The sequence below is a fragment of the Bradyrhizobium sp. OAE829 genome (genome assembly GCF_040546575.1).
Taxonomy (GTDB): domain Bacteria; phylum Pseudomonadota; class Alphaproteobacteria; order Rhizobiales; family Xanthobacteraceae; genus Bradyrhizobium.
Genome location: NZ_JBEPOE010000001.1, coordinates 8,079,498 through 8,100,535 on the forward strand (window position 1 = coordinate 8,079,498; position 21,038 = coordinate 8,100,535).

Here is a 21,038-nt window from a genome sequence, read left to right on the forward strand (position 1 = left end):
CTGCGCCGCCTGAACGCAGGCGACCTCAACTGGCGGGCGGCGACAACGGCCACTACCCGTCCTCCTGGTACAGCAAGGCCAAAAAACCGGTGAGGCCGCCCACGCAGACGGGCAACCACGCCGCAGCGATGGGATGCATCAACTCAGCCTTGCTCAAATCCTCAGTTACTTTCGACAGAACGTAGAGCAGAAAGCCCGCACCCACGCCACTCAAAACCATCTTTTGCACGCCGCCCATCCGGAAGAAGCGAAGACTGACCGACGCCGCCAACATCACCATTGCAGCCAGCAAAAACGGCTGTGCGATGAGCTTGTGATACTGCAAACGGTAGCCGGCGGTCGCAAATCCCGAGCTCTCCGAAGATCGGATATAGCCGGGGAGTTGCCAAAAGGACACAGTTTCCGGGGTCGAGAAACTGTTGCGAATCTGGGCCGGCGTCAGGGTGGTCGTGATGTACAGGTTTTCCTGTTCGATCGGCGGCTTGTCGAGGGAGTATCGGCGCACTGATTTGAACGCCCAGCGGCCTTCTTCCAGAGCCGCCTCGCGGGCCTCGATTCGTTCCTTGAACTGCAGGTTTGTATCGAACCGGAACACCGTGAGACCGGTCAGCCGCACGCCCTGACGCTCGCTGCGGGCGGCGTTGATGATGGTCTGGCCCTCGCTGTTGATCTGGTTCAGCCAGAATCCGGCAGCGTCCTGGATGCCGCCGCCGGGTGCGGAGCCGAACAGCTCCGCTTCCATCCGCTTGGAAAGTTCGCGCAGGTTGGCCGACATCGGGTTGTAGGCGACCGTGGCGATGGTCCCGAGGATGATCGCGCTGGCCAGCGCGGGGGCGATGAATTGCCAGGCGGAGACGCCGGCGGCGCGCGCCACCACGAGTTCGAGCCGCCGCGACAGCGCGAGGTAGCAGGTCATCGCGCCGATCAGGACGCAGAACGGCATCAGCTTTTCGAGCAGCTGCGGCACGCGGTACAGCGACGTCTGCGCGACCGTGATCGCCGACGCCGACGCCAGCCCCGAGGTCTTGCGCACCATCTCGATGTAATCGACCAGCACCAGCAGTACGAAGATGCTCGCAAACACGCCCACCGCCGCGACCAGGAAGCGGCCGGCGAAGTATCGCCCGAGCGTATTGGTCAACATGCTCATGCTGTGGCCGGCCGTCCAAAGAGCCGCGCCAGGCGCGCATTCGATTTGTTGATCGCCTCGATCAGTGCGGCCGGCGGTTCCACCACCACGCCGCCGACAATCATCCACAACCCGACGCCGATCGATGCGAACAGCATCAAGTACTGGACCAGCGCGGCGGTGGGATTTTTCACCGCCATGACGGAGCAGGCAAATCCGGCCATGCGCAGGCCGAACACCGCGATAATCGAACCGCCGATCGAAAAGTTGCGGCTCTGCCGCGTGGTGCGTGGCGTGCCCAGGAACGCGAACGTCAGGACCGCGAACGCGAACGGATACACCGGCGCCATCAAGCGGTCGTGCAATTCGGCGTAGAATTGCCCGCCCAATCTCTTGAACACCGGATCGTTTTCATCGGGCGAAACCAGTTCCCAGAGGTAGCGTTCGCGAATCCCCAGCACCGCGTCGCGCTGATTGGAGAATTTCGACATGTCGAATGCGTAGCGCCCGAACGCCACCAGCGCGGGGTCGCGTTTGCCCGCCTCGAATCGTTCGAGATTGCCGTCTTCCAGCACCAGGTAGGAGCCGTTCTCGTTCTTCAGCACCGTGCCGTGATCGGCGATGATGGTGACGCGTTCTTTCGGATCGCGGCGATCGTCGACGAAGATGCCGGCGAGCACGCCGCCCGGCAGGCGTTCGCGGATGCGAATCGTCAGGTTCTGGTCGAGCTGGGCGAAGCGACCGGGCTGCAGGATGTTGGTCAGCACGTCCGCGGTGATCTCGGCGTCCCATTGCTTGATCCGGCGCATGCCGTCGGGAGCGAGATAGGCGCCGATAAAGGCGACCATCAGCGCCACCACGCAGGTGGCGTAGAAGAAGGGACGGAACAGCCGGAACGGCGAGAAGCCGGCGGCGTTCATCACGATGATCTCGGAATCGGTGGCGAGCTTGTTCAGCGTGTGCGAGACCGCGATCATCAGCGCGATCGGCGCGATGATCAGAACCAGCGCGGGAATCACCAGGCTGGTGATGCCGAGGAAGGTGATGATGGTCTGACCCTGGCTGGTCATCAGGTCGATTCCGCGCAACGCCTGCGTAATCCAGATCACGCCCGTCAGGCTGACCAGGACCAGCGCAAACGACGCAAGCGTCGTGCGGAAGATATACTTGTCGATAGACCCCATCGTTTACCGCACGATCCCACCTAGCGTGCCAAAAGAGCGGCTTGCGACCAATCCCGAAACCGGGATCCCCAAGGTCGCGCCGCCAGCCTTTCAGCCGTCTCCACTCTCACTACCATCCCTTTGATCCGTCAACAAAATGGCCGGGCCGTGGCACCCTTAGGATATGGTTAATTATTCGGCGCCTGTGGCCTTGGGGCCACGCAGGCGCTTGGCAGCGCCGCGGCTGACAGGCCATAGTGTGGCAAATCAAGGTCCCGGCTGATCGGGACCGCCGCCAAGAGACCATTCTGAATACCGCTCCGTGTATCCTTGGGACCGTTTCCGGTCCCGCAATCAGCCCTGAATTCTGGAGGAATTGCCTATGTCCGACGCCGTCAAGGTCGGCTTTGTCCCGTTTTCCGCGGCGGTTCGCGGCATTCTGGTGGTGTTTTGCGACGATGCGCTGAAGTTCGGCGCGGCGACCCGCAAGGCGCTGGGGTCGGCGGCCGACACCGTCAAGCGGGCGGCGGCGGCCAACCAGTTCAAGGGCAAAAGCGGCGCGGCGCTGGATATTCTGGCGCCGGAGGGAATCAAGGCGCCGCGGCTGATCGTCGTCGGTCTCGGCAAACCGTCGGCGCTGAAGGAGAAGGATTTTCTCAAATTCGGCGGCGTTACCGCCGGCAAGCTCAATGCCGCCAGCGACGCCGTCACCATCATCGCCGAACTGCCCGATGGTGCGATGCAGTCTGATCAGGCCGCCGCCGTCGCGGCGGGCGTCCGGCTGCGCGCCTATAAATTCGACCGCTACAAGACCAAGAAAAAGGACGAAAACGGCGCCTTGCGATCAGACGTTTCGATTGCGGTGGCTGACGTTGCCGCCGCTCGCAAAGCCTTCGCGCCGGAATCGCACGTCGTCGACGGCGTGATCATCGCGCGCGAGCTCGTCAACGAGCCGCCGAACGTGCTTTTCCCGATCGAGTTCGCGCGCCGAGCCAGTCAGCTCAAGAAGGTCGGCGTCAATGTCGAGGTGCTCGACGTCAAGGCGATGACCAAGCTCGGCATGGGTGCGCTGCTCGGCGTCGGCCAGGGTTCGACGCAGCCCAGCCGCACCGTGATCATGCGCTGGAACGGCGGCAAAAAGGGCGAGCAGCCGGTTGCCTTCATCGGCAAGGGCGTCTGTTTCGACACCGGCGGCATTTCCATCAAAGGCGCCGCCAGCATGGAAGACATGAAAGGCGACATGGGGGGAGCTGCCTGCGTCGTCGGCCTGATGCATGCGCTGGCGGCGCGCAAGGCCAAGATCAACGTCGTCGGCGCCATCGGCCTCGTCGAGAACATGCCTGACGGCAATGCCCAGCGTCCCGGCGACATCGTGACCTCGATGTCGGGGCAGACCATCGAGATCATCAACACCGATGCCGAAGGCCGGCTCGTGCTGGCCGACATGCTCTGGCACGTCAACAAGAAGTTCAAGCCGAAATTCATGGTCGACCTGGCCACGCTGACCGGCGCGATCATGGTCGCGCTCGGCACCGAGCATGCCGGCCTGTTCTCCAACAATGACGAGTTGTCGGAACGGCTGAGGAAGGCGGGCCTTGAGACTGGTGAGAAAGTCTGGCGTCTGCCGCTCGGTCCGGAATACGACAAGCTTATGGATTCGCAGTTTGCCGACATGAAGAATGCCGGTGCACGGTACGGCGGCTCGATCACCGCCGCCCAGTTCCTGCAGCGTTTCGTCGACGATACGCCGTGGGCGCATCTCGACATCGCGGGAACCGCGATGGGCGCGCCGAAAACCGAGATCAATCACAGCTGGGGTTCCGGCTACGGCGTTCGTCTGCTCGACCGGCTGGTCTCGGAATATTACGAAGCCAAAAAATAGCAGCGCAATAGCAGCGGAAGAGCTGAGAACTGCATGACGGAAGTCCTGTTCTACCATTTGCAGAACATGTCGCTCGAAAGCGTCCTGCCGCCGCTCCTGGAAAAGTCGCTGGAGCGCGGCTGGCGCGTGGTCGTGCAATCGACATCGCAGGAACGCACCGATGCGCTCGATGCGCATCTGTGGACCTACAGTGACGATTCGTTCCTGCCGCACGCCACCTGGCGCGCCGCCGACGCGCCGGATCAGCCCATCATCCTTTCGACTGAGGAGGGCAATCCGAACCGCGCCAATGTCAGGTTCCTGATCGACAATGCCGCGCTGCCTACCGATTCCGACAGCTACGAGCGCCTGGTGCTGGTTTTCAACGGCGACGATTCCGACGCGCTGACCGCGGCGCGCGGCGTCTGGACCGATTGCAAGGCCCGCGGCTTCGAGGTGACCTATTGGCAGGCCGACGAGCGGGGCCGCTGGCAGCGCCGGCAATAGCGATATAAGACAATTAATGATAATTTGAACTTTCTTCCGGCGGGCTTGTGGGTAGCCATGGTCGTGCCGCAAAGTGATGTTGGGACAAGTAGTTACATATCAAGGGCGGGGGAGCCTGGGTCTAGCGTGCGAGACGGAACGTTCAATCGAAAGCCATTGCTGGCGTTGCTTCTGCTCGGTCCCGTGATCGCGGGCTGCAGCGGCGCGCCCGACCTGCTTTCGAAGGATGCCGACTGGTTCTCGCGTCCCGGCCGCGTCTTCGTCAAAAACATTTCGATCGAGACGCCGCCGCTGACCCCGGACAAGCCGGTCACGGCGGAAGATATCGTCTCCGCCGACGGCGCCTGTCCGGGAATGGCGCCGCCATCAGGTGCGGCCGACGCCAATGCGCAGGCCGGCACGCCGCCCTCGACGACCGGTAGCGTCGCGCTCGGCCATACCGAATGCGACGTGGTCCGCGGCATCGGCCCGCCCGACAGCGTCAATTTCTCGAATAATCCCCGCGGCGACCGCGTTGCTGTCGTCACCTATTCGCGCGGCCAGCGCGCCGGCATCTACACCTTCACCGCCGGACGTCTGTCGTCGATCGAACGCGGGCCCGAGCCGGTGCAACAGCCGAGGGGCGCCAAGCCGAAGCGAAAGCCGGCGGCGACGTAAGCCGGATCGGTGGAAGTTTGGATCACCAACCCGCCGGGGAGGTAGCATCCGATCAGCGTTGAGCGATCACCAACAACATCATCGGCCGCTCCAGTTCTTCGGCCAGATCAGGGTTGCTGGCAATCTCATCGTCTGCAGGACTCCACTCCTGAACATGTCGGATCGTGAAGTGGGCACCGATCAGGGTGTTTAGCGTTGTGCCGATCGTCCGGTGATATTTCAGCACGTCTTTCGCGAGCCAATCTGTCCTTCGGGACCTTCGACGGAATATTGATTGACCGGCCACGTCCTGCGGCCATCACCATCAACCGACCAGCCCGGACGGGTCGGCGCCATGTATATTGGATGCTCGATAGTGAAGACGAGGTGCGCGCCTGACGTGAGCGAGCGATGCACCGTCCGAACCAGCCTTTCGAAATCCCGTACGTAGTGAAACGCAAGCGAACTATAAGCCAGATCGAACGAGGCTTCGGGTAGATCGAGATGATCGAGGTCAGCGATCGCATATTCGATGTCCGGATCGCTTGTATCGGCTGTGGCTCGAGCAATCATGTTCTCGGAAATATCCAGCGCGAGGATATGTGCTGCGCCTTGCATCTTCGCCCATCGGGCGAACCAGCCGAAACCGCAGCCGAGATCGACGATCCGCTTGCCGCCCAAATTCGGAAGGCGCGTGCGTATCGCGGGCCATTCAGGGGCGCCGTCGAGCCCGTACACTGAGCGGCGCAAATTGCTGTAGCCGGCAAAAAACTCGGGATTGTCGTAGATATTCTGCGCCATTCTCGGCTCCGCAGGTGCGGGGCGGTTTGCCCAGGATCGCTTTCAGCCGGTCGCCTCGTCATATTGCGAACTTGCTTCCAGCCAGTCTTCCTCAGCGCGCTGCAGTGCGGTTGCGGCACCGGCGCGGGCCTTGCTGAGCTGGGCGGCCTGCTTCGGATCGCGCGTGAACAGGTCCGGCAGCGCGAGGGCGGTGTCGATCTTGGCGATGATGCCGTTGATGCGCGCGATCTCGGCCTCGGCCTCGGCGATTTTCTGCCGCAGCGGCGTGCGCTTTTCGCTCTTGCCGCGCTCGGGTTTTGAGTTTTCTTTCGCGCGCTCATTGCCACGGTCGCGCGAAGAGGGTCTGACATCGCGGATCGACAGCACCATCCGCCGGTACTCGTCGAGATCGCCGTCATAGGTCGTCACGGTCTGGTTGGCGACCACCCATAATTGATCGGCGCAGGCTTCGATCAGATAGCGGTCATGCGAGACCATGATGACGGCGCCCGGAAATTCATTGATCGCTTCGGCCAGGGCGGCGCGGCTGTCGATGTCCAGATGGTTGGTCGGCTCGTCCAGGATGATCATGTTGGGGCCGTAGAACGTCGCGAGGCCGAGCAGCAGCCGCGCCTTCTCGCCGCCCGACAGGCTTTTCACCAGGGTGTCGCCGGCCTTGCCGGAAAATCCGATGGCGCCGACCCGCGCCCGCACCTTGCTCTCGGGCGTCTCGGGCATCAGCTTGCGGACATGGTCGTAGGGCGAGCCATCCAGGTTGAGTTCGTCGACCTGATGCTGCGCGAAATAGCCGACCGACAGTTTTTCCGCGCGCGTGATCCGCCCGGAGAATGGCGGCAGCTTGTTCGCGAGCAGTTTTACAAGTGTCGATTTGCCGTTGCCGTTCGATCCCAGGAGCGCGATGCGGTCCTCGGTGTCGATGCGCAGCGTGACGCGGTTGAGCACGGGTTTTTTGGGATCGTAGCCGACCGAAACGTCATCGACCGCGATGATTGGCGGCGACAGCATTTTTTCAGGCGTCGGGAATGAAATCTCGCGCACGTCCTGCGTCACCAGGGCCGTGACCGGTTTCATCCGCTCCAGCATTTTCACGCGCGACTGGGCCTGACGCGCCTTGGACGCTTTCGCCTTGAAACGGTCGACGAACGCCTGCAGCCGCTTGCGCTCGTCCATCTGCCGCTTGGCGTGCTTGGCGTCGAGCATCTCGCGCGTGGCGCGTTGCTCCTCGAACGACGAATAGGTGCCCTTGTAGAGCGTCAGCTTGCCGCGATCGAGATGCAGGATCTGGTCGACCGACGTGTCCAGCAAATCGCGGTCATGGCTGATCACGATCACCGTGCGCGGATAATTCGCCAGATGCTCTTCCAGCCAGAGCGTGCCTTCGAGGTCGAGATAGTTGGTGGGCTCGTCGAGCAGCAGCAAATCGGGCGCCGCGAACAGCGTCGCGGCGAGTGCGACGCGCATGCGCCAGCCGCCGGAGAATTCCGAACAGGGGCGGGCCTGATCCGCGGTCGAGAAGCCGAGACCCGAGAGGATCGCAGCAGCCCGAGCGGGCGCCGAATGTGCATCGATATCGACCAGCCGGGTCTGAATCTCGGCGATCCGGTGCGGATCGTCGGCAGTCTCGGCTTCCTGCAGCAACGCGTCGCGTTCCAGGTCGGCCTTCAGCACGACGTTGATGAGGCTTTCCGGCCCGTCGGGGGCTTCCTGCGCAAGGCTGCCGATGCGCCAGCGCGGAGGTATCGAGATGCTGCCGGATTCGGTCGGCAGATCACCGCGAATCGCGTGAAACAGCGTCGATTTGCCGACGCCGTTGCGGCCGACGAAGCCGACGCGCGCGCCGGGCACGATCTGTACCGAGCTGTCCTCGATCAAAAGCCGTCCGGCAATCCGGATCGAGATATCTGTGATTGAAAGCATGCGGCCTTGTCACCGGACCGGCTGCCAAACGCAACCGAATTATGTGACGAACAGGCGCTCCTGAGGCTCCCGATACAGGTTAATGCCGCTCGTTTTCACGCCGGCGGAGCTCATTGATCAATTGCTGCAAACGGGGCGAGAGTTCGGTTTCCGGACGCATAAACTGCTGCAACCGTTCGCCGACGGCATCGCAGATCGATCGCGAAGGCCGGTGATCGATCTGCTCGAAAGCGGGATTGATTCGGCTATCCATGGCGAGTTCCAGCATTGCTTTTGAGTAAGTCTGAGTAAGTTGCTGCAGGATCAAGTCACGAGGCTGCGATTTGTTTCCGGTTGCAGAACTCCTATGCGTGCGTCTGAAGCGAGCCGGAAAGGCACAGTCCCGCAGGTTCCCCGAATGGCCGGGGGCAATAGCGGGGCCCGCCGAAGCGGTTGCGGGCCCATTCCCGGCAAAGCTCGGGCAATGCAAGGCGATCGATTGCGAAACGCGATCATCCGATCGCGAAGCGTGATCGTCTCTTCGTGGTTTCGGCACGGAAAACGCGCCGTCCGTGAAGTCGCTTCTGGTCGGCCCACAAGACGTCCGACTGCCTGAAAGCCCAACGTGCTGAACGCCTTCGGACCGGCGTGAAATGGCTGCAATCAAGGGCTCGAAGCGTTTTCGGCCGAAAGCCCGCCTTGGCGCGATCCGGGAGCGGCAGCGGTCCGGCCAAGGAAAACGCGTCAAAACTGCGCGATAGCGCGGCATTGGGTCGCTTGCCGTCGCAGGACTGCGCCGATATAAGCCCCCAACTCCCAATCAGTGTTTGCAAGGACGTAACTATGGCGATGGAACGCACTTTCTCGATCATCAAACCCGACGCGACCGAGCGCAATCTGACCGGCGCCGTCAACGCGTTGATCGAGAAGGCGGGTCTTCGGATCGTGGCCCAGAAGCGCATTCGCATGACGCGCGATCAGGCCGAAACCTTTTACGCGGTCCACAAGGCGCGTCCGTTCTTCGGCGAACTGGTCGACTTCATGACGTCGGGCCCGGTCGTGGTGCAGGTGTTGCAGGGCGAGGGTGCGGTACTGAAATATCGCGACGTGATGGGCGCCACCGATCCGTCGAAGGCGGCCGAGGGCACGATCCGCAAGGTTCACGCCAAGTCGATCGGCGAGAACTCGGTGCATGGTTCGGACGCGACGGAAACGGCCGCGATCGAAATCGCGCAGTTCTTTTCCGGCAACGAAATCGTCGGTTAATTCAAAACAAGCGGCGCGCGAGCGCCGCCCAGGACGGCCGAGCGCCGGGGGGAGCATGCTGTGAACTGGGTGCTGCAAATTTTCGATCCGGCGACGATCTCGACTTTCTTCACGCAGTTTCAGGCCGAAATGCAGCAGCCCGCCTTCTGGGTCGCGCTCGGCAAGATCATGTGGATCAACATCCTGCTGTCGGGCGACAATGCGCTCGTCATCGCGATGGCGTGCCGCGGGCTGCCGCCGCGCCAGCGGTTCTGGGGCATGATCCTCGGCGCCGGCGTCGCCGTCGGGCTGCGCATCATCTTCACCGGCATCGTCGTGTCGCTGATGGCGCTGCCTTTCCTCAAGCTGGTCGGCGGCCTGGCGCTGCTCTACATCGCGGCCAAGCTGCTGGTGCCCGAAGATGAAGGTGAGGGCGACGTTCACGCGGCGGCGCATCTGTGGGCGGCCGTGCGGATCGTGGCGATCGCAGACATCGTGATGAGCCTCGACAACGTGATCGCGGTCGCAGCGGCCGCCAATGGCAGCATTCCGTTGCTGGTGATCGGCCTTGGCGCGCAGCGGCCGCCAATGGCAGCATTCCGTTGCTGGTGATCGGCCTTGCGATCAGCGTTCCCCTGATCGTTGCCGGTGCGGCGCTGATCATGGCGCTGCTGACGCGCATGCCGGCTCTGGTGTGGGCCGGTGCAGGCCTGCTCGGCTGGGTCGCCGGCGAGGTGATGGCCACCGATCCTGCCGTCGTTCCGTATTTGCGTGCGCTTTCCGATGGGCCGATCGGCGTTTCGCTCGACCGCGTTTTCAGCCCGATCGGCTTGCACTTCGCCAATGGCGGTCATGGTGCCGAAGTGGTTTGCGGCCTGATCGGCATCGCGATCGTGCTGGTGATCGGTTCGATGTGGCGCAAGACCGCGCAGCAGAAACACGCCGCCGAGCACGCCGCCAAGGCGGCGTAGGTGTTCAGACAGCGGATTGCGTAGCGAACGGCTCGCATCGCGAAACGGTAACGCCCGGGAATCTCCCGGGCGTTTTTTGTGTGAGCTTGAGTTCTCGGCGACCCCTCGCATCCATGCTTGGGGCCGTTGTGCGATGAGACAGGGATGAGTTCTGTCTTTACCGCCGCACGATCGATCCGGAGCGTCCGACCAGCCGGGCCAGTTGCTTGAAACGGCTGCCGACACGGTCGGCAACCAGATCGACCATCCGGTGCTCGAACACCAGCATCAGCTTGCGGCCCTGGCTGCGGAAATGCGTCGCGGGCAGCACGCCGGTTCGCGCCGCCGAGATCAGATGCGCAACGCGGAACGCCGCGCCCAGCATTCTGGCGCGTTCGTCCATCGCCGGAGGCACCAACTCGCGGATCCGCGCCGGCGGTTCGTTTTCCTCGCTGAGACCGGCGTAGCGGTAAAACACCGACAGCGCGACAAAGGCGCGGCCCTGGTGGCTGATCGAGCCGAAATTGCCGTTGGTGATCAGGCTCAGCGTCTCTTCGCCGCGATGGTCCGGATGCACCCGCCAGCCGATGTCGGACAGCAGGCATGCGGCGTGGCGCAGCCGGCGTTCCTCCGGCGTTTCGCGCAGCTTGACGACCCTGACCAGACGATCGGTCCACGAGACCAGTTCTTCGGCATGGCGGGCGGAGCGCGACAACAGCTGGTTCAGCGTCTGCGCGGCGCAGATGAATCCATCGAGGGCGCGTTCGGATGGCGGCAGCTTTTCGTACAATAACCCCTCGCGCACGCCGAAGGTCGAGAACACGATGGTCTTGGGCCTGGCAACGCGAATGATGTGTTCGAGCACCAGCGCCGCGTAGGTCAGCAGCGGCCGCCGCGCGTCGGAGATCATCTCGATATTGGCCAGCATGTTGGCCGCGGCCAGCCGCCTCAGCCGCTGCGCGAAGTCGAGCGCTTCCGCCGCCGGGATCGAATAGCCGTGCATCACCCGCAGCGGGTAGTCGCTCTGGATGATGTGGATGCGCGCCAGCGCGCGCCAGGTGCCGCCGACCGCATAGAAGGTGCGGCCGCGGCCGGCCTTGAGCTGGGCGACGTCGGACAGTTCGTCGGAGACGATCCGCTCGGCGCGTTTCAGCGATTTGTCCGACAGGTCCTGCAGCGCCAGGCTTCCGAGCGGCAGCGTGACGCCGCTGCGGACGCGGTTGCGGTGCACGTCGATCAGTTCGAGCGATCCGCCGCCGAGATCGCCGACGATGCCGTCGGGATCATGCACGCCGGAGACGACGCCGAGCGCCGACAATTTGGCCTCGCGCGGTCCCGACAGGATTTGAATGCGGGCGCCGCAGATGCGCTCGGCCTTGGCGATGAAATCGGGGCCGTTGGAGGCGTCGCGGCAGGCCGCCGTGGCGATCGCATAGACGCGGCCGACCTTCTGGATCTTGCACAACGCGCGAAACCGCCGCAGCGCGGTCAACGCCTTGGCGACGGCGTCGGTAGCCAGCAGCCCGGTGGTCTGGACTTCGCGGCCGAGCCCGCACAGCGCCTTCTCGTTGAAGATCGTGACGAGGCTGCGCGCCATCGTTTCATAGACGACGAGACGAACCGAGTTCGAACCGATATCGATGACGGCGACGCTGGTCGAGCGCTTGCGCGGCCGCTTCACCGCCAATCCCCCATATGACGCAACCCGCTAGGACGAATGCTGACGCTCATTACGGCGCGTGAGGCGGCGCGGCGAAGATTCCTTGAGAGACTTTCCACGGCCTGACAGACTCGGATTCGTCATGAAGTAATTGTGCAGATTGAACGGCTCTTCGCCTTTCGCGGCCTTCATACGCGTTGAAGACCCGTCCGGCAACAATTGCCAGCTTTGCTCGGTATCCTTCAGGTTCGCGACCATGATCTGTTCGAGAACCTGCTGATGCACCGTAGGATTTTGCAGCGGGCAGAGCACCTCGACGCGGCGGTCCAGGTTCCGCGGCATCATGTCGGCGGACGAGATATACACAGCAGCTTTTGTGCTCGGCAGGCCTTGACCCATGCCGAAGCAGTAGATTCGGCCGTGTTCGAGGAACCGGCCGATGATGGATTTGACGCGGATGTTCTCGGAAAGTCCGGGCAGCCCGGGCCGCAGGCAGCAGATGCCGCGCACCACGAGCTCGATCGAAACGCCGGCCTGCGAGGCCTCATACAGCGCATCGATGATATCAGGATCGACCAGCGAGTTCATCTTCATCCAGATCGCGCCGGGCTTGCCGTGGCGGGCGTAATTGGATTCGCCCTTGATGTGTTCGATGATGCGGTTGCGCAGCGTCAGCGGCGACACCGCCATGCGCTCGATGTCGCTGGGTTCGGCGTAGCCGGTGATGTAGTTGAACACCCGCGCTGCATCGCGCCCGATGATCGGGTCCGAGGTGAAGTAGGACAGGTCAGTATAGATGCGCGCGGTGACCGGATGATAATTGCCGGTGCCGGTGTGGACATAGGTGGTGAGGTTGCCGCCCTCGCGGCGCACCACCATCGACAATTTGGCGTGGGTCTTCAGTTCGATGAACCCGTACACCACCTGCACGCCGGCGCGTTCGAGGTCGCGCGCCCAGCGGATATTGGCTTCTTCGTCGAACCGCGCCTTCAGTTCGATCAAGGCGGTCACCGACTTGCCGGCTTCGGCGGCTTCGGCCAGCGCGCGCACGATCGGCGAGTTGTTCGAGGTGCGGTAGAGCGTCTGCTTGATGGCGACCACGTCGGGGTCGCGGGCGGCTTGTTGCAGGAATTGCACGACGACGTCGAAGGATTCATAGGGGTGATGGACCACCAGATCCTTCTGCCGGATAGCGGCGAAAATATCGCCGCCATGGTCGCGCACGCGCTCGGGATGGCGCGGCACATAGGGCACGAATTCGAGGTCGGGCCGGTCGAGCCGCGTCAGTTGCGACAGTTCGTTCATCGCCAGCACGCCGTCGACCAGGAAAATCTCATCGTCGGCTGTGGACAGCGCCTGCTGCACGAAGGCGCGAAGCTCTTCCGGCATCTTGGCTTCGATCTCGAGCCGGATCACCGATCCGCGTCGCCGCCGCTTCAGCGCGGTCTCGAACAGGCGCACCAGATCCTCGGCCTCTTCCTCGATTTCCAGTTCGGAGTCGCGGATGATGCGGAAGGCACCCTGGCCCTTGACGGTGTAGCCGGGGAACAGGCGGCCGATGAACAGGCCGGTGGCCTGTTCCAGCGTGATCAGGCGTACCGCGCCGTCCTTGCCCGCGGGCATGCGGATAAAGCGGTCGATCTTGCCGGGCATGCGGATCAGCGCGTTCATCGGCTTGCCGTCGGCGACCCGCGACAAATGCAGCGCGATCGTGAAACCAAGGCTCGGGATGAACGGGAAGGGGTGCGCCGGATCGATGGCGAGCGGCGTCAGCAGCGGGAAGATGTTGTGGAGGAAGTGATCCTCGATCCAGGTCCGCTCGGCCTTGGTGACGTCGTGGCTGTCGACCAGAATGATGCCGGTCTGGGACAGAATGGTGCGCAGATCGCTCCAGATCGCCTGCTGGTCGGAGGCGAGTTCCGAAACCGTCTGGTTGATGCGGACAAGCTGCTCGGAGGGGGTCAGGCCATCCGGGCTGCGTTCGGCAATACCTTCGCGGACCTGCGCCTTGATACCGGCGACACGGACCATGAAGAATTCATCAAGGTTATTGGCTGAAATCGACAGGAACCGGACCCGCTCCAGCGTGGGATGGCCGGGATTGACGGCTTCCTCAAGCACCCGGCGATTGAAATGCAGCCAGGACAGCTCGCGATTGATGAACCGCTCCGGGCTGGTGGCGATCGCCAGCGGCGCTTCGGCAACTACGTCTTTTTCTTTTATTTCAACAACTTGTGCCGAGTCCATGAAGTTTCGATCCATCTCAGTTGGAGCGCAGCGCCAATCTAGGCGGATGCCGTGCGCACCATGTGATAGTTGGATGACGTTTCGATGACATTGATGTTCCGCCGGCCGCCGCCGTCAAGGCGGCGGGGGCGTGACATGGCGCGCAGCGCCAGCCGCGCCCGTCAGGCGTTGCGCAGCAATTCGGCTGCCAGCGCCCGGGTCACCGGCCGGCCGAGCCGCAGCGCCTCGCTATCCAAGAGGTCGATGGCCTGGCGCGCAGCCGCATAGGACCGCTCGATCCGGCTGGCGAGATAGCTCACGACCGTCTCGTCGATGCTCAACTGACGGTCGGCGCAAAATTTGACGATCAGGCCGCGGAACAGCAAATCGTCGGGCGGCAATAGCGGCACCGTCGGCACCGCGCGCAGCCGCGACCGCAGATCGCGAAGTTCGACCTCGAAGGCCGATGGCGCAATCCGCGCCGTCATCAGAATGGAGGCTTCGTCTTCCCGCCCCAGATTCATCAGGTGGAACATCGCGCGCTCGTCGAAATCCCCTGGTTTCAGGTCCTCGACCACCAGCGCCCCGGTCGCAAGCGCGCCGGGTACGGCGGTGGGCGTCAGAGCGTGTGCAGATATCGAGCGGGCGCCGGCCTGTTCGGCCCAGATCGCGGCGAGATGGCTCTTGCCGGAGCCTTCCGGGCCTACCAGCAGCATGATGCGGTTGGGCCAGTCGGGCCAGCTTTCAATTAGCGTCAGGCCCGCCTCATTGGCCGGCCCTTCCAGAAAATTGTCGCGGGTCAGGCTTTCTGCGTGCGGCAGCGCAAAGGCAAGTTGACGGGGTTGAACGCGAACTGCCACGCAGATCTCCGGAACCATAGCGTTTTCAAGCGAAGCGGGTACCGGTTCGCGTGAAGAAAACGCGTCAAACAAAACGCTTCAGGAAGGCGGCCTATTTGGCCTCAATCGTACTCATGTGCCGCACCCACTCCACGAGATAGAGGGAGACGGAAACCAAAGTAAAGACCGTAACAAAACCCATCAGGATCAGGTCGTATGGCGTCGGCTTGAAGTTGAAGCCGAGCGACGCCAGCACCAGGGCGGCGAACGCCACCTGCGCCACCGTGTTGAGCTTCGAGACCATCAAGGGTTTCATCGGGATAGGCTTGTCGAACAACCATGACACGATCACGGCGGTGACGATCATGATGTCGCGCGACACCACCAGGATCACGATCCACAGCGGCACCGCGCCCCAGATTCCGAGCGAGACGTAGATCGAGACCAGAAGCGCCTTGTCGGCGAGCGGGTCGAGCAGGGCGCCGAGCTCGCTGGTCATATTGAAGCGCTTGGCGAGGAAACCGTCGACGGCGTCGCTGACACCGGCAATCACGAAGATCGCGAATGCTATCTCCATCTGTCTTGAGGCGATCGCCCAGACGATAATGGGCACCAGGATGATGCGACCCAGCGTAATGATATTCGGAATATTCAACTCGGTCGCTTCCCGGCTACCTGGCCACCGGCCCTGATTACGTAACAGATCCGGCCCTTTGCGGGGCAGGCCGGTTGTTATCTACATAGTATATCGACCTGCCGCTTGCGAGCCATTGCAGGATGGCCGAAATCCTCGTAACCAGCCGTCTTCTGACGGGAATTGAGCATGATCGACCGCAAAAACGGGCTCACTTACGCCGATTCGGGCGTCGATATCGATGCGGGCAATCGCCTCGTCGATCTCATCAAGCCGATGGTGCGTGCCACCGCCCGCGCCGGCGCCGACGCCGAAATCGGCGGCTTTGGCGGGCTGTTCGACCTCAAGGCGGCAGGCTTCACGGACCCGGTGCTGGTGGCCGCGACCGACGGGGTCGGCACCAAGGTCAAGATCGCGATCGAAACCGGCCTGCATGGCGGCATCGGCATCGACCTGGTGGCGATGTCGGTCAACGACCTCGTGGTGCAGGGCGCCGAACCGCTGTTCTTCCTCGACTATTTCGCCTGCGGCAAGCTCGATCCGGAAGCCACGGCGGCTATCGTGGCCGGCATCGCCGAGGGCTGCCGGGAGTCCGGCTGCGCCCTGATCGGCGGCGAGACCGCGGAAATGCCCGGCCTCTACAAGGACGGCGATTACGACCTCGCGGGCTTTGCGGTCGGGGCTGCCGAGCGCGGCACGCTGCTGCCGAGTTCGGACATTGCGATCGGCGACGCCGTGATCGGTCTTGCCTCCTCGGGCGTGCATTCCAACGGTTTCTCGCTGGTTCGGAAAATCGTCGAAAACGCCGGCCTTGCCTTTGACGCGCCGGCGCCGTTCTCGCCCGTCATGACGCTCGGCGGCGCGCTGCTGATACCGACGCGGCTCTATGTGAAATCCTGCCTGCGCGCGATCCGCGAAACCGGCGCCATCAAGGGCCTCGCCCACATCACCGGCGGCGGCTTCACCGACAACATTCCGCGCGTGCTGCCCAAGCATCTCGGGGTCGGCATCGATCTGGCGCGGCTGCCGGTATTGCCGGTCTTCAAGTGGCTGGCCGAGCAGGGCGGCATCGCCGAACTCGAATTGTTGCGCACCTTCAACTGCGGCATCGGCATGGTCGCGATCGTCAAGCCGGATGCGATCGACAGGGTCACCGAAATCTTCACCGAGGGCGGCGAGACTGTCGCCCTGCTCGGCGAAGTGATCGCGGCGCAAGGCGAGCATCGCGTGGTCTATAACGGTCATCTGGACCTGTCGCGGTGACGCCGTGAAGCGCCGCGTCGCCATTCTGATCTCCGGGCGCGGATCGAACATGGCCGCGCTGATCGACGCGGCGAAGCTTGCGGATTTCCCGGCGGAAATCGTCACCGTGATTTCCAACCGCGCCGATGCCGGCGGCCTGGAAAAGGCAGCTGCGAGCGGCATTCCCACGACTGTCATCGAGAGCAAGCCGTTCGGCAAGGACCGCGCCGGCTTCGAGGCGGTGCTGCAGCGGGCGCTCGATGAAAAGAATGTCGAGCTGATTTGCCTTGGCGGGTTCATGCGGCTGTTCACCGCCGAATTCGTCAAACGCTGGTACGGCAAGATGCTCAACATCCACCCCTCGCTGCTGCCGTCCTTTCCGGGCCTCGATCCGCACGGCCAGGCGCTCGCGACCGGCGTGAAGATTTCAGGCGCCACCGTGCATTTCGTGATCCCGGAAACCGACGCCGGGCCGATCGTGATGCAGGGCGCGGTCGCGGTCGCCGATGGCGACACCGCCGAGACGCTGGCGCAGCGCATCCTCGGCATCGAGCACCGCATCTATCCCGCGGCGCTGCGGCTGCTCGCCAGCGGCAAGGTCCGCCTCGAAGGCGACGTCTGCCGGATTTCGGGGCAGGCCGCGCCGGACGGAACCCTGATTTGGCCCCTCCAGGACTAGGGCCGATCGACATTCAGGATTCCCAAGAGGTGTAATCGCTGATTCATAGGGTTCCGTGATTTGCACGGAGCGGATGATGGCGACGAGAAGATACGAGCTGAACGAGGCGCAGTGGGTAAAGATTTCACCACTGCTGCCGGGCAAGGGTGGCGACCCTGGCCGGACGGCCGCGGATAACCGTCTGTTCGTGAACGGATGTTTGTGGGTTCTGCGCTCTGGGGCGCATTGGTGCGACCTGCCGGAGCGGTACGGCAAGTGGAAATCGGTGCACCGGCGGTTCAGCCGCTGGTGCCATGCGGGCGTCTGGGAACGTGTGTTCACAGCCCTGACGGCGGACCGTGACAATCAGTATCTGATGATCGACAGCACCATCGTTCGTGCCCATCAGCAGGCAGCGAGCGGAAAAGGGGGGCCAAAGATCAGGCGCTGGGGCGCTCCCGAGGTGGACTGACGACGAAGATCCACATGCTGGCCGACGCGCTCGGTCGCCCGCTCCGCTTCGTCATTACGGCCGGCCAGACTGGCGACGTCACCCAGGCGCCTGCCTTACTTCACGGTCAGAACGGCGATGCCGTGCTCGCCGACAAAGCCTATGACAGCAACGCCATGCGCGCGATCATCGCTGATATGGGCGCAACAGCGGTCATCCCGTCCAACCGAACCCGCAGGATCATCATCCCGCACGACACCATGGCCTACAAACAGCGCAATCGCATCGAGCGCTGCTTCTGTCGCCTCAAGCACTTCCGGCGCTTGGCCACACGCTACGACAGACGATCTTCCCACTTTGCCGGCTTCATCCACCTCGCCGCAGCAATGATTTGGGGGCAATGAATGTCGATCGGCCCTAGGCCAGTGCCACCCAATCCAAGAGCTGTGGCCGCCGAACAACAGCGGCTCCTATTCAGTCCCCGGTGAGGCCCGTAAGCGATTGACGCTCCGCACGAACTGGGCGCAAATCCGGGCTTGCCGACCGGCTTGTCGCGCATTTTTCGAGCGGGCGCTTTTTTCGGGACTGAAATTGATGCGCTGCGCATCGCGAGCGGAGAGGATCGGGGGCGGTCGCGCTTTGGCGCGACTGGCGGCGATCGTGTTCGTGCTGGCGTTCGGCGTGACTTCCGCGCAGGCACAGCTGACGCCGACACCGACCCCCACGCCAACACCGACGGCCTCGCCGACGCCAACGCCCACACCGTCCCCGACGCCGCAGATGATCAACTCAGCGGTGTCGTCGACATCAACCATCACCAATCTCGGCAGCAGTTTCCTGGAACGGTTCGGCACCACCAGCGGCTTCAGCCGCATGATGCGGACCAACCCCGGCGGCGGCGGCGCCTCCGAGGCTGCGGAAACGCCGCGCTACCGGACCTGGTTCGAGGGCTATGGCATTTCAGCCAACAACGGTCCGCTCGGGTTTTTCGTCGGCGACAAGCGCAAGACCTGGGGCGGCGTCGCCGGCATCGGCGCGCGCATCGCAACCGGCGTCAATGTCGGCTTCTCCGTCGACCAGAGCCGCACCGACATCGATGTGCCGCTGGCGCTCCAGTCAGCCGGGATCGACCTGACCCAGTTCGGCTTCAACGCCTCCGTGGATGCCGGGCCGTGGACCTGGGCCAGCGTGATCGTGCACGGTTTTGGCAACATCAATTCGCGCCGCGATACCGGTTTGGGTTTCGCGACCGCCGGCTACAACGCCAGGCTCGACGGCGTGCTGAGCGAGATCAGCTATTACTGGTCCAAGGACCAGTACCGCATCGTGCCCAAGGGCGCGGTGGAATATGTCCGCGCCCAGACCGGCGCGTTCCAGGAGTTCGGTGGCCTCGATCCGGTGACGGCAACGGGCGCGAGCGTGCAGCGCTTCCGCGTGCTGGTTGGTGCCGAGGTCGGGCATTACTGGATCTTCGACCAGAAGATTTTGGACCTGTCGGCCTACGGCAAGTTCGTCAACAACGTCGTGCAGAATTTCTCCGACACGACGGTCAGCCTCGGCGCCCAGAGCGTGACCTTCCAGGGCATCGGCGAAAGCCAGTACGGCGCGGATGCCGGCGCCTCGGCCTCGCTGAGCCTGACCAACACCGCGCGCCTCTACATCAACTACGACGCCAAATTCCGCGCCGCGATGCAGTCGCACCAGGGCACGTTCGGCCTCGAGTTGAAATGGTAGTGGGGCTTTCATCCTTCGAGACGCGGCGAAGGCGCCGCTCCTCAGGATGAGGGTAGGGCGTCAAGGCGAACGCTTGAGCGTCGGATGAAATCTTAGACCCTCATGGTGAGGAGCACGGCAACGCCGGGCGTCTCGAACCACGAGGCCACCGGCGTCAGAGACGGGCTACGTCAAACCGCCGTATCCCGATCGACCCTGACCACGCGGCCTTTTTCAATCGCGAGCGCCAGCCTGCCGTGCTTCAGCGACAGTGCCGCCTCGCCGAACAATTCGCGGCGCCAGCCGTGCAGGGCGGCGACGTCGGCCTTGTCGTCGGCCGCGATCTGTTCGAGGTCGTCGACGGTTGCGATCACCTTGCTGGCCACCGCATGACGCTCCGAGGTCATTCGCAGCAACACCTTCAGGAGCTCGACGATCGCAGCGCCATTCGAGTTGCCGCGCGGCTTTTCGAGCTTCGGCAAGGTCGCAGGATCGCGCGCGATGCCGCGCTGTACGGCGGCGACGATGTCGCTACCCCATTTGGAGCGGTCGAAACCCTTCGGCAGCGAGCGCAAATTGGCGAGACGCTCCAGCGAGGTCGGCGCATGGGTGGCGATGTCGCCGACCGCGTCGTCCTTCATCACGCGGCTGCGCGGCACGTCGCGGCTCTGCGCTTCCTGTTCGCGCCAGGCTGCGACTTCCATCAGCACGGCCAATTCCTTGGGCTTGCGCACCCGCGTCTTCAGCCGCTCCCAGGCGCGCTCGGGATGAAAATCATAGGTCTTCGGCGAGGTCAGGACTTCCATCTCCTCGCTGACCCATTCGTTGCGGCCGCGCTTCTTCAAATCGGCATCCAGCGCCGCGAACACGTCGCGCAGATGGGTGACGTCGGAGACCGCGTAATGCATCTGGTCTGATGTCAGCGGCCGGCGCGACCAGTCGGTGAAGCGATGCGTCTTGTCCGGCCGGTGGCCGGTGATGCGCTCGACCAGCGCGTCGTAGGCGATGCTGTCGCCATAGCCGAGCACCATCGCCGCCACCTGGGTGTCGAAGATCGGGTGCGGAATGGTGCCGGACTGGTGCCAGACGATCTCGATGTCCTGCCGCGCGGCATGGAACACCTTCAGGACCGCCTCATTGCCCATCAATTCGAAGAACGGCTTGAGGTCGATGCCCTCGGCCAGCGTGTCGATCACGACGGCTTCGTCCGCGCTCGCCATTTGGACGACGCAGAGCAGGGGGTAATAGGTCGTCTCGCGGAGGAACTCCGTGTCGACGGTGATGACCGGGTGCTTGGAGAGGCGATCGCAGGCAGCCGCGAGGTCGGAAGTGGTGGTAATCAGATCCATGAACAGTCCATGACGCTTCCGACAGGCGTTCTGCCGAAAGCGCAGGTATGTCAAGGGTCTTCGGGCAAAATTTGGCCC

Annotated in this window: 16 protein-coding genes and 3 pseudogenes; 9 read left to right on the forward strand and 10 right to left on the reverse strand. The window is 63.4% G+C overall.

All coding sequences use genetic code 11. The annotated features are described in order from the left end of the window. Positions 1 to 52 precede the first annotated feature (52 nt). Positions 53 to 1,150: an LPS export ABC transporter permease LptG gene (lptG, locus tag ABIE49_RS38340; RefSeq protein WP_192740713.1), complete on the reverse strand. Its 1,098-nt coding sequence runs from the start codon at positions 1,148 to 1,150 to the stop codon at positions 53 to 55. Beyond that, positions 1,147 to 2,313 carry an LPS export ABC transporter permease LptF gene (lptF, locus tag ABIE49_RS38345; RefSeq protein WP_192740712.1) on the reverse strand — a complete coding sequence of 389 codons (1,167 nt, stop codon included), beginning with the start codon at positions 2,311 to 2,313 and terminating at the stop codon, positions 1,147 to 1,149. Before lptF ends, lptG begins: the two co-directional genes overlap by 4 nt. A 361-nt stretch (positions 2,314 to 2,674) precedes the next feature. Here lptF and ABIE49_RS38350 point away from each other — a divergent pair, with 361 nt between their 5' ends. From ABIE49_RS38350 to ABIE49_RS38360, 3 genes are all read left to right on the forward strand, one after another. Then, positions 2,675 to 4,174 carry a leucyl aminopeptidase gene (locus ABIE49_RS38350; protein ID WP_192740711.1) on the forward strand — a complete coding sequence of 500 codons (1,500 nt, stop codon included), beginning with the start codon at positions 2,675 to 2,677 and terminating at the stop codon, positions 4,172 to 4,174. A gap of 33 nt (positions 4,175 to 4,207) precedes the next feature. Next, positions 4,208 to 4,660: a DNA polymerase III subunit chi gene (locus ABIE49_RS38355; RefSeq protein WP_192740710.1), complete on the forward strand. Its 453-nt coding sequence runs from the start codon at positions 4,208 to 4,210 to the stop codon at positions 4,658 to 4,660. 126 nt (positions 4,661 to 4,786) lie between these two features. After that, positions 4,787 to 5,317 (forward strand): hypothetical protein, encoded by a 531-nt coding sequence (locus ABIE49_RS38360; RefSeq protein ID WP_192740709.1) that lies wholly within the window; start codon positions 4,787 to 4,789, stop codon positions 5,315 to 5,317. 52 nt (positions 5,318 to 5,369) lie between these two features. On the opposite strand, the pseudogene ABIE49_RS38365 reads toward ABIE49_RS38360, so the two are convergent. From ABIE49_RS38365 to ABIE49_RS38375, 3 genes and pseudogenes are all read right to left on the reverse strand, one after another. Next, a pseudogene (locus ABIE49_RS38365) lies at positions 5,370 to 6,097 on the reverse strand (class I SAM-dependent methyltransferase). Between the two features lie 42 nt (positions 6,098 to 6,139). Beyond that, positions 6,140 to 8,014: a ribosomal protection-like ABC-F family protein gene (abc-f, locus tag ABIE49_RS38370; protein WP_192740708.1), complete on the reverse strand. Its 1,875-nt coding sequence runs from the start codon at positions 8,012 to 8,014 to the stop codon at positions 6,140 to 6,142. Between the two features lie 79 nt (positions 8,015 to 8,093). Then, positions 8,094 to 8,321, reverse strand: coding sequence for a hypothetical protein (locus ABIE49_RS38375; RefSeq protein ID WP_192740734.1), 228 nt, complete (start codon positions 8,319 to 8,321; stop codon positions 8,094 to 8,096). Positions 8,322 to 8,836: 515 nt separating this feature from the next. On the opposite strand from ABIE49_RS38375, the gene ndk reads away from it, so the two are divergent. Together ndk and ABIE49_RS38385 are read left to right on the forward strand one after the other, a co-directional pair. After that, the gene (gene ndk / locus ABIE49_RS38380; RefSeq protein WP_192740707.1) at positions 8,837 to 9,259 is read left to right on the forward strand and encodes a nucleoside-diphosphate kinase; all 423 of its coding nucleotides are present in this window, start codon (positions 8,837 to 8,839) and stop codon (positions 9,257 to 9,259) included. Positions 9,260 to 9,319: 60 nt separating this feature from the next. Further along, a pseudogene (locus tag ABIE49_RS38385) lies at positions 9,320 to 10,209 on the forward strand (TerC family protein). Positions 10,210 to 10,366: 157 nt separating this feature from the next. On the opposite strand, the gene ppx reads toward ABIE49_RS38385, so the two are convergent. The 4 genes from ppx to ABIE49_RS38405 all read right to left on the reverse strand — a co-directional run bounded on the left by ppx (position 10,367) and on the right by ABIE49_RS38405 (position 15,568). Then, a complete protein-coding gene (gene ppx, locus ABIE49_RS38390; RefSeq protein WP_192740705.1) occupies positions 10,367 to 11,869 on the reverse strand; it encodes an exopolyphosphatase in 1,503 nt (500 codons plus the stop codon). Between the two features lie 27 nt (positions 11,870 to 11,896). Continuing rightward, positions 11,897 to 14,095, reverse strand: a complete 2,199-nt coding sequence (locus ABIE49_RS38395; RefSeq protein ID WP_192740704.1) for an RNA degradosome polyphosphate kinase — start codon at positions 14,093 to 14,095, stop codon at positions 11,897 to 11,899. 161 nt (positions 14,096 to 14,256) lie between these two features. Continuing rightward, entirely contained in the window at positions 14,257 to 14,934 is a 678-nt protein-coding gene (locus tag ABIE49_RS38400) for a P-loop NTPase family protein (protein ID WP_192740703.1), read from the reverse strand. Positions 14,935 to 15,025: 91 nt separating this feature from the next. Next, complete coding sequence (locus ABIE49_RS38405; RefSeq protein ID WP_192740702.1) at positions 15,026 to 15,568, reverse strand: CDP-alcohol phosphatidyltransferase family protein; 543 nt, start codon at positions 15,566 to 15,568, stop codon at positions 15,026 to 15,028. A gap of 168 nt (positions 15,569 to 15,736) precedes the next feature. Here ABIE49_RS38405 and purM point away from each other — a divergent pair, with 168 nt between their 5' ends. The 4 genes and pseudogenes from purM to ABIE49_RS38425 all read left to right on the forward strand — a co-directional run bounded on the left by purM (position 15,737) and on the right by ABIE49_RS38425 (position 19,632). Then, on the forward strand, positions 15,737 to 16,810 hold the full coding sequence (gene purM, locus ABIE49_RS38410) for a phosphoribosylformylglycinamidine cyclo-ligase (RefSeq protein ID WP_192740701.1): 1,074 nt from the start codon (positions 15,737 to 15,739) through the stop codon (positions 16,808 to 16,810). 4 nt (positions 16,811 to 16,814) lie between these two features. Continuing rightward, positions 16,815 to 17,468, forward strand: a complete 654-nt coding sequence (gene purN / locus ABIE49_RS38415) for a phosphoribosylglycinamide formyltransferase (RefSeq protein ID WP_192740700.1) — start codon at positions 16,815 to 16,817, stop codon at positions 17,466 to 17,468. Positions 17,469 to 17,544: 76 nt separating this feature from the next. Next, positions 17,545 to 18,302: pseudogene (locus ABIE49_RS38420) on the forward strand (IS5 family transposase). Positions 18,303 to 18,492: 190 nt separating this feature from the next. Further along, on the forward strand, positions 18,493 to 19,632 hold the full coding sequence (locus ABIE49_RS38425) for an autotransporter outer membrane beta-barrel domain-containing protein (protein ID WP_192739583.1): 1,140 nt from the start codon (positions 18,493 to 18,495) through the stop codon (positions 19,630 to 19,632). Between the two features lie 170 nt (positions 19,633 to 19,802). Here the strand turns inward: ABIE49_RS38425 and rnd are convergent, their stop codons facing one another. Then, a complete protein-coding gene (rnd, locus tag ABIE49_RS38430; RefSeq protein ID WP_192739582.1) occupies positions 19,803 to 20,960 on the reverse strand; it encodes a ribonuclease D in 1,158 nt (385 codons plus the stop codon). Between the last annotated feature and the right edge of the window lie 78 nt (positions 20,961 to 21,038).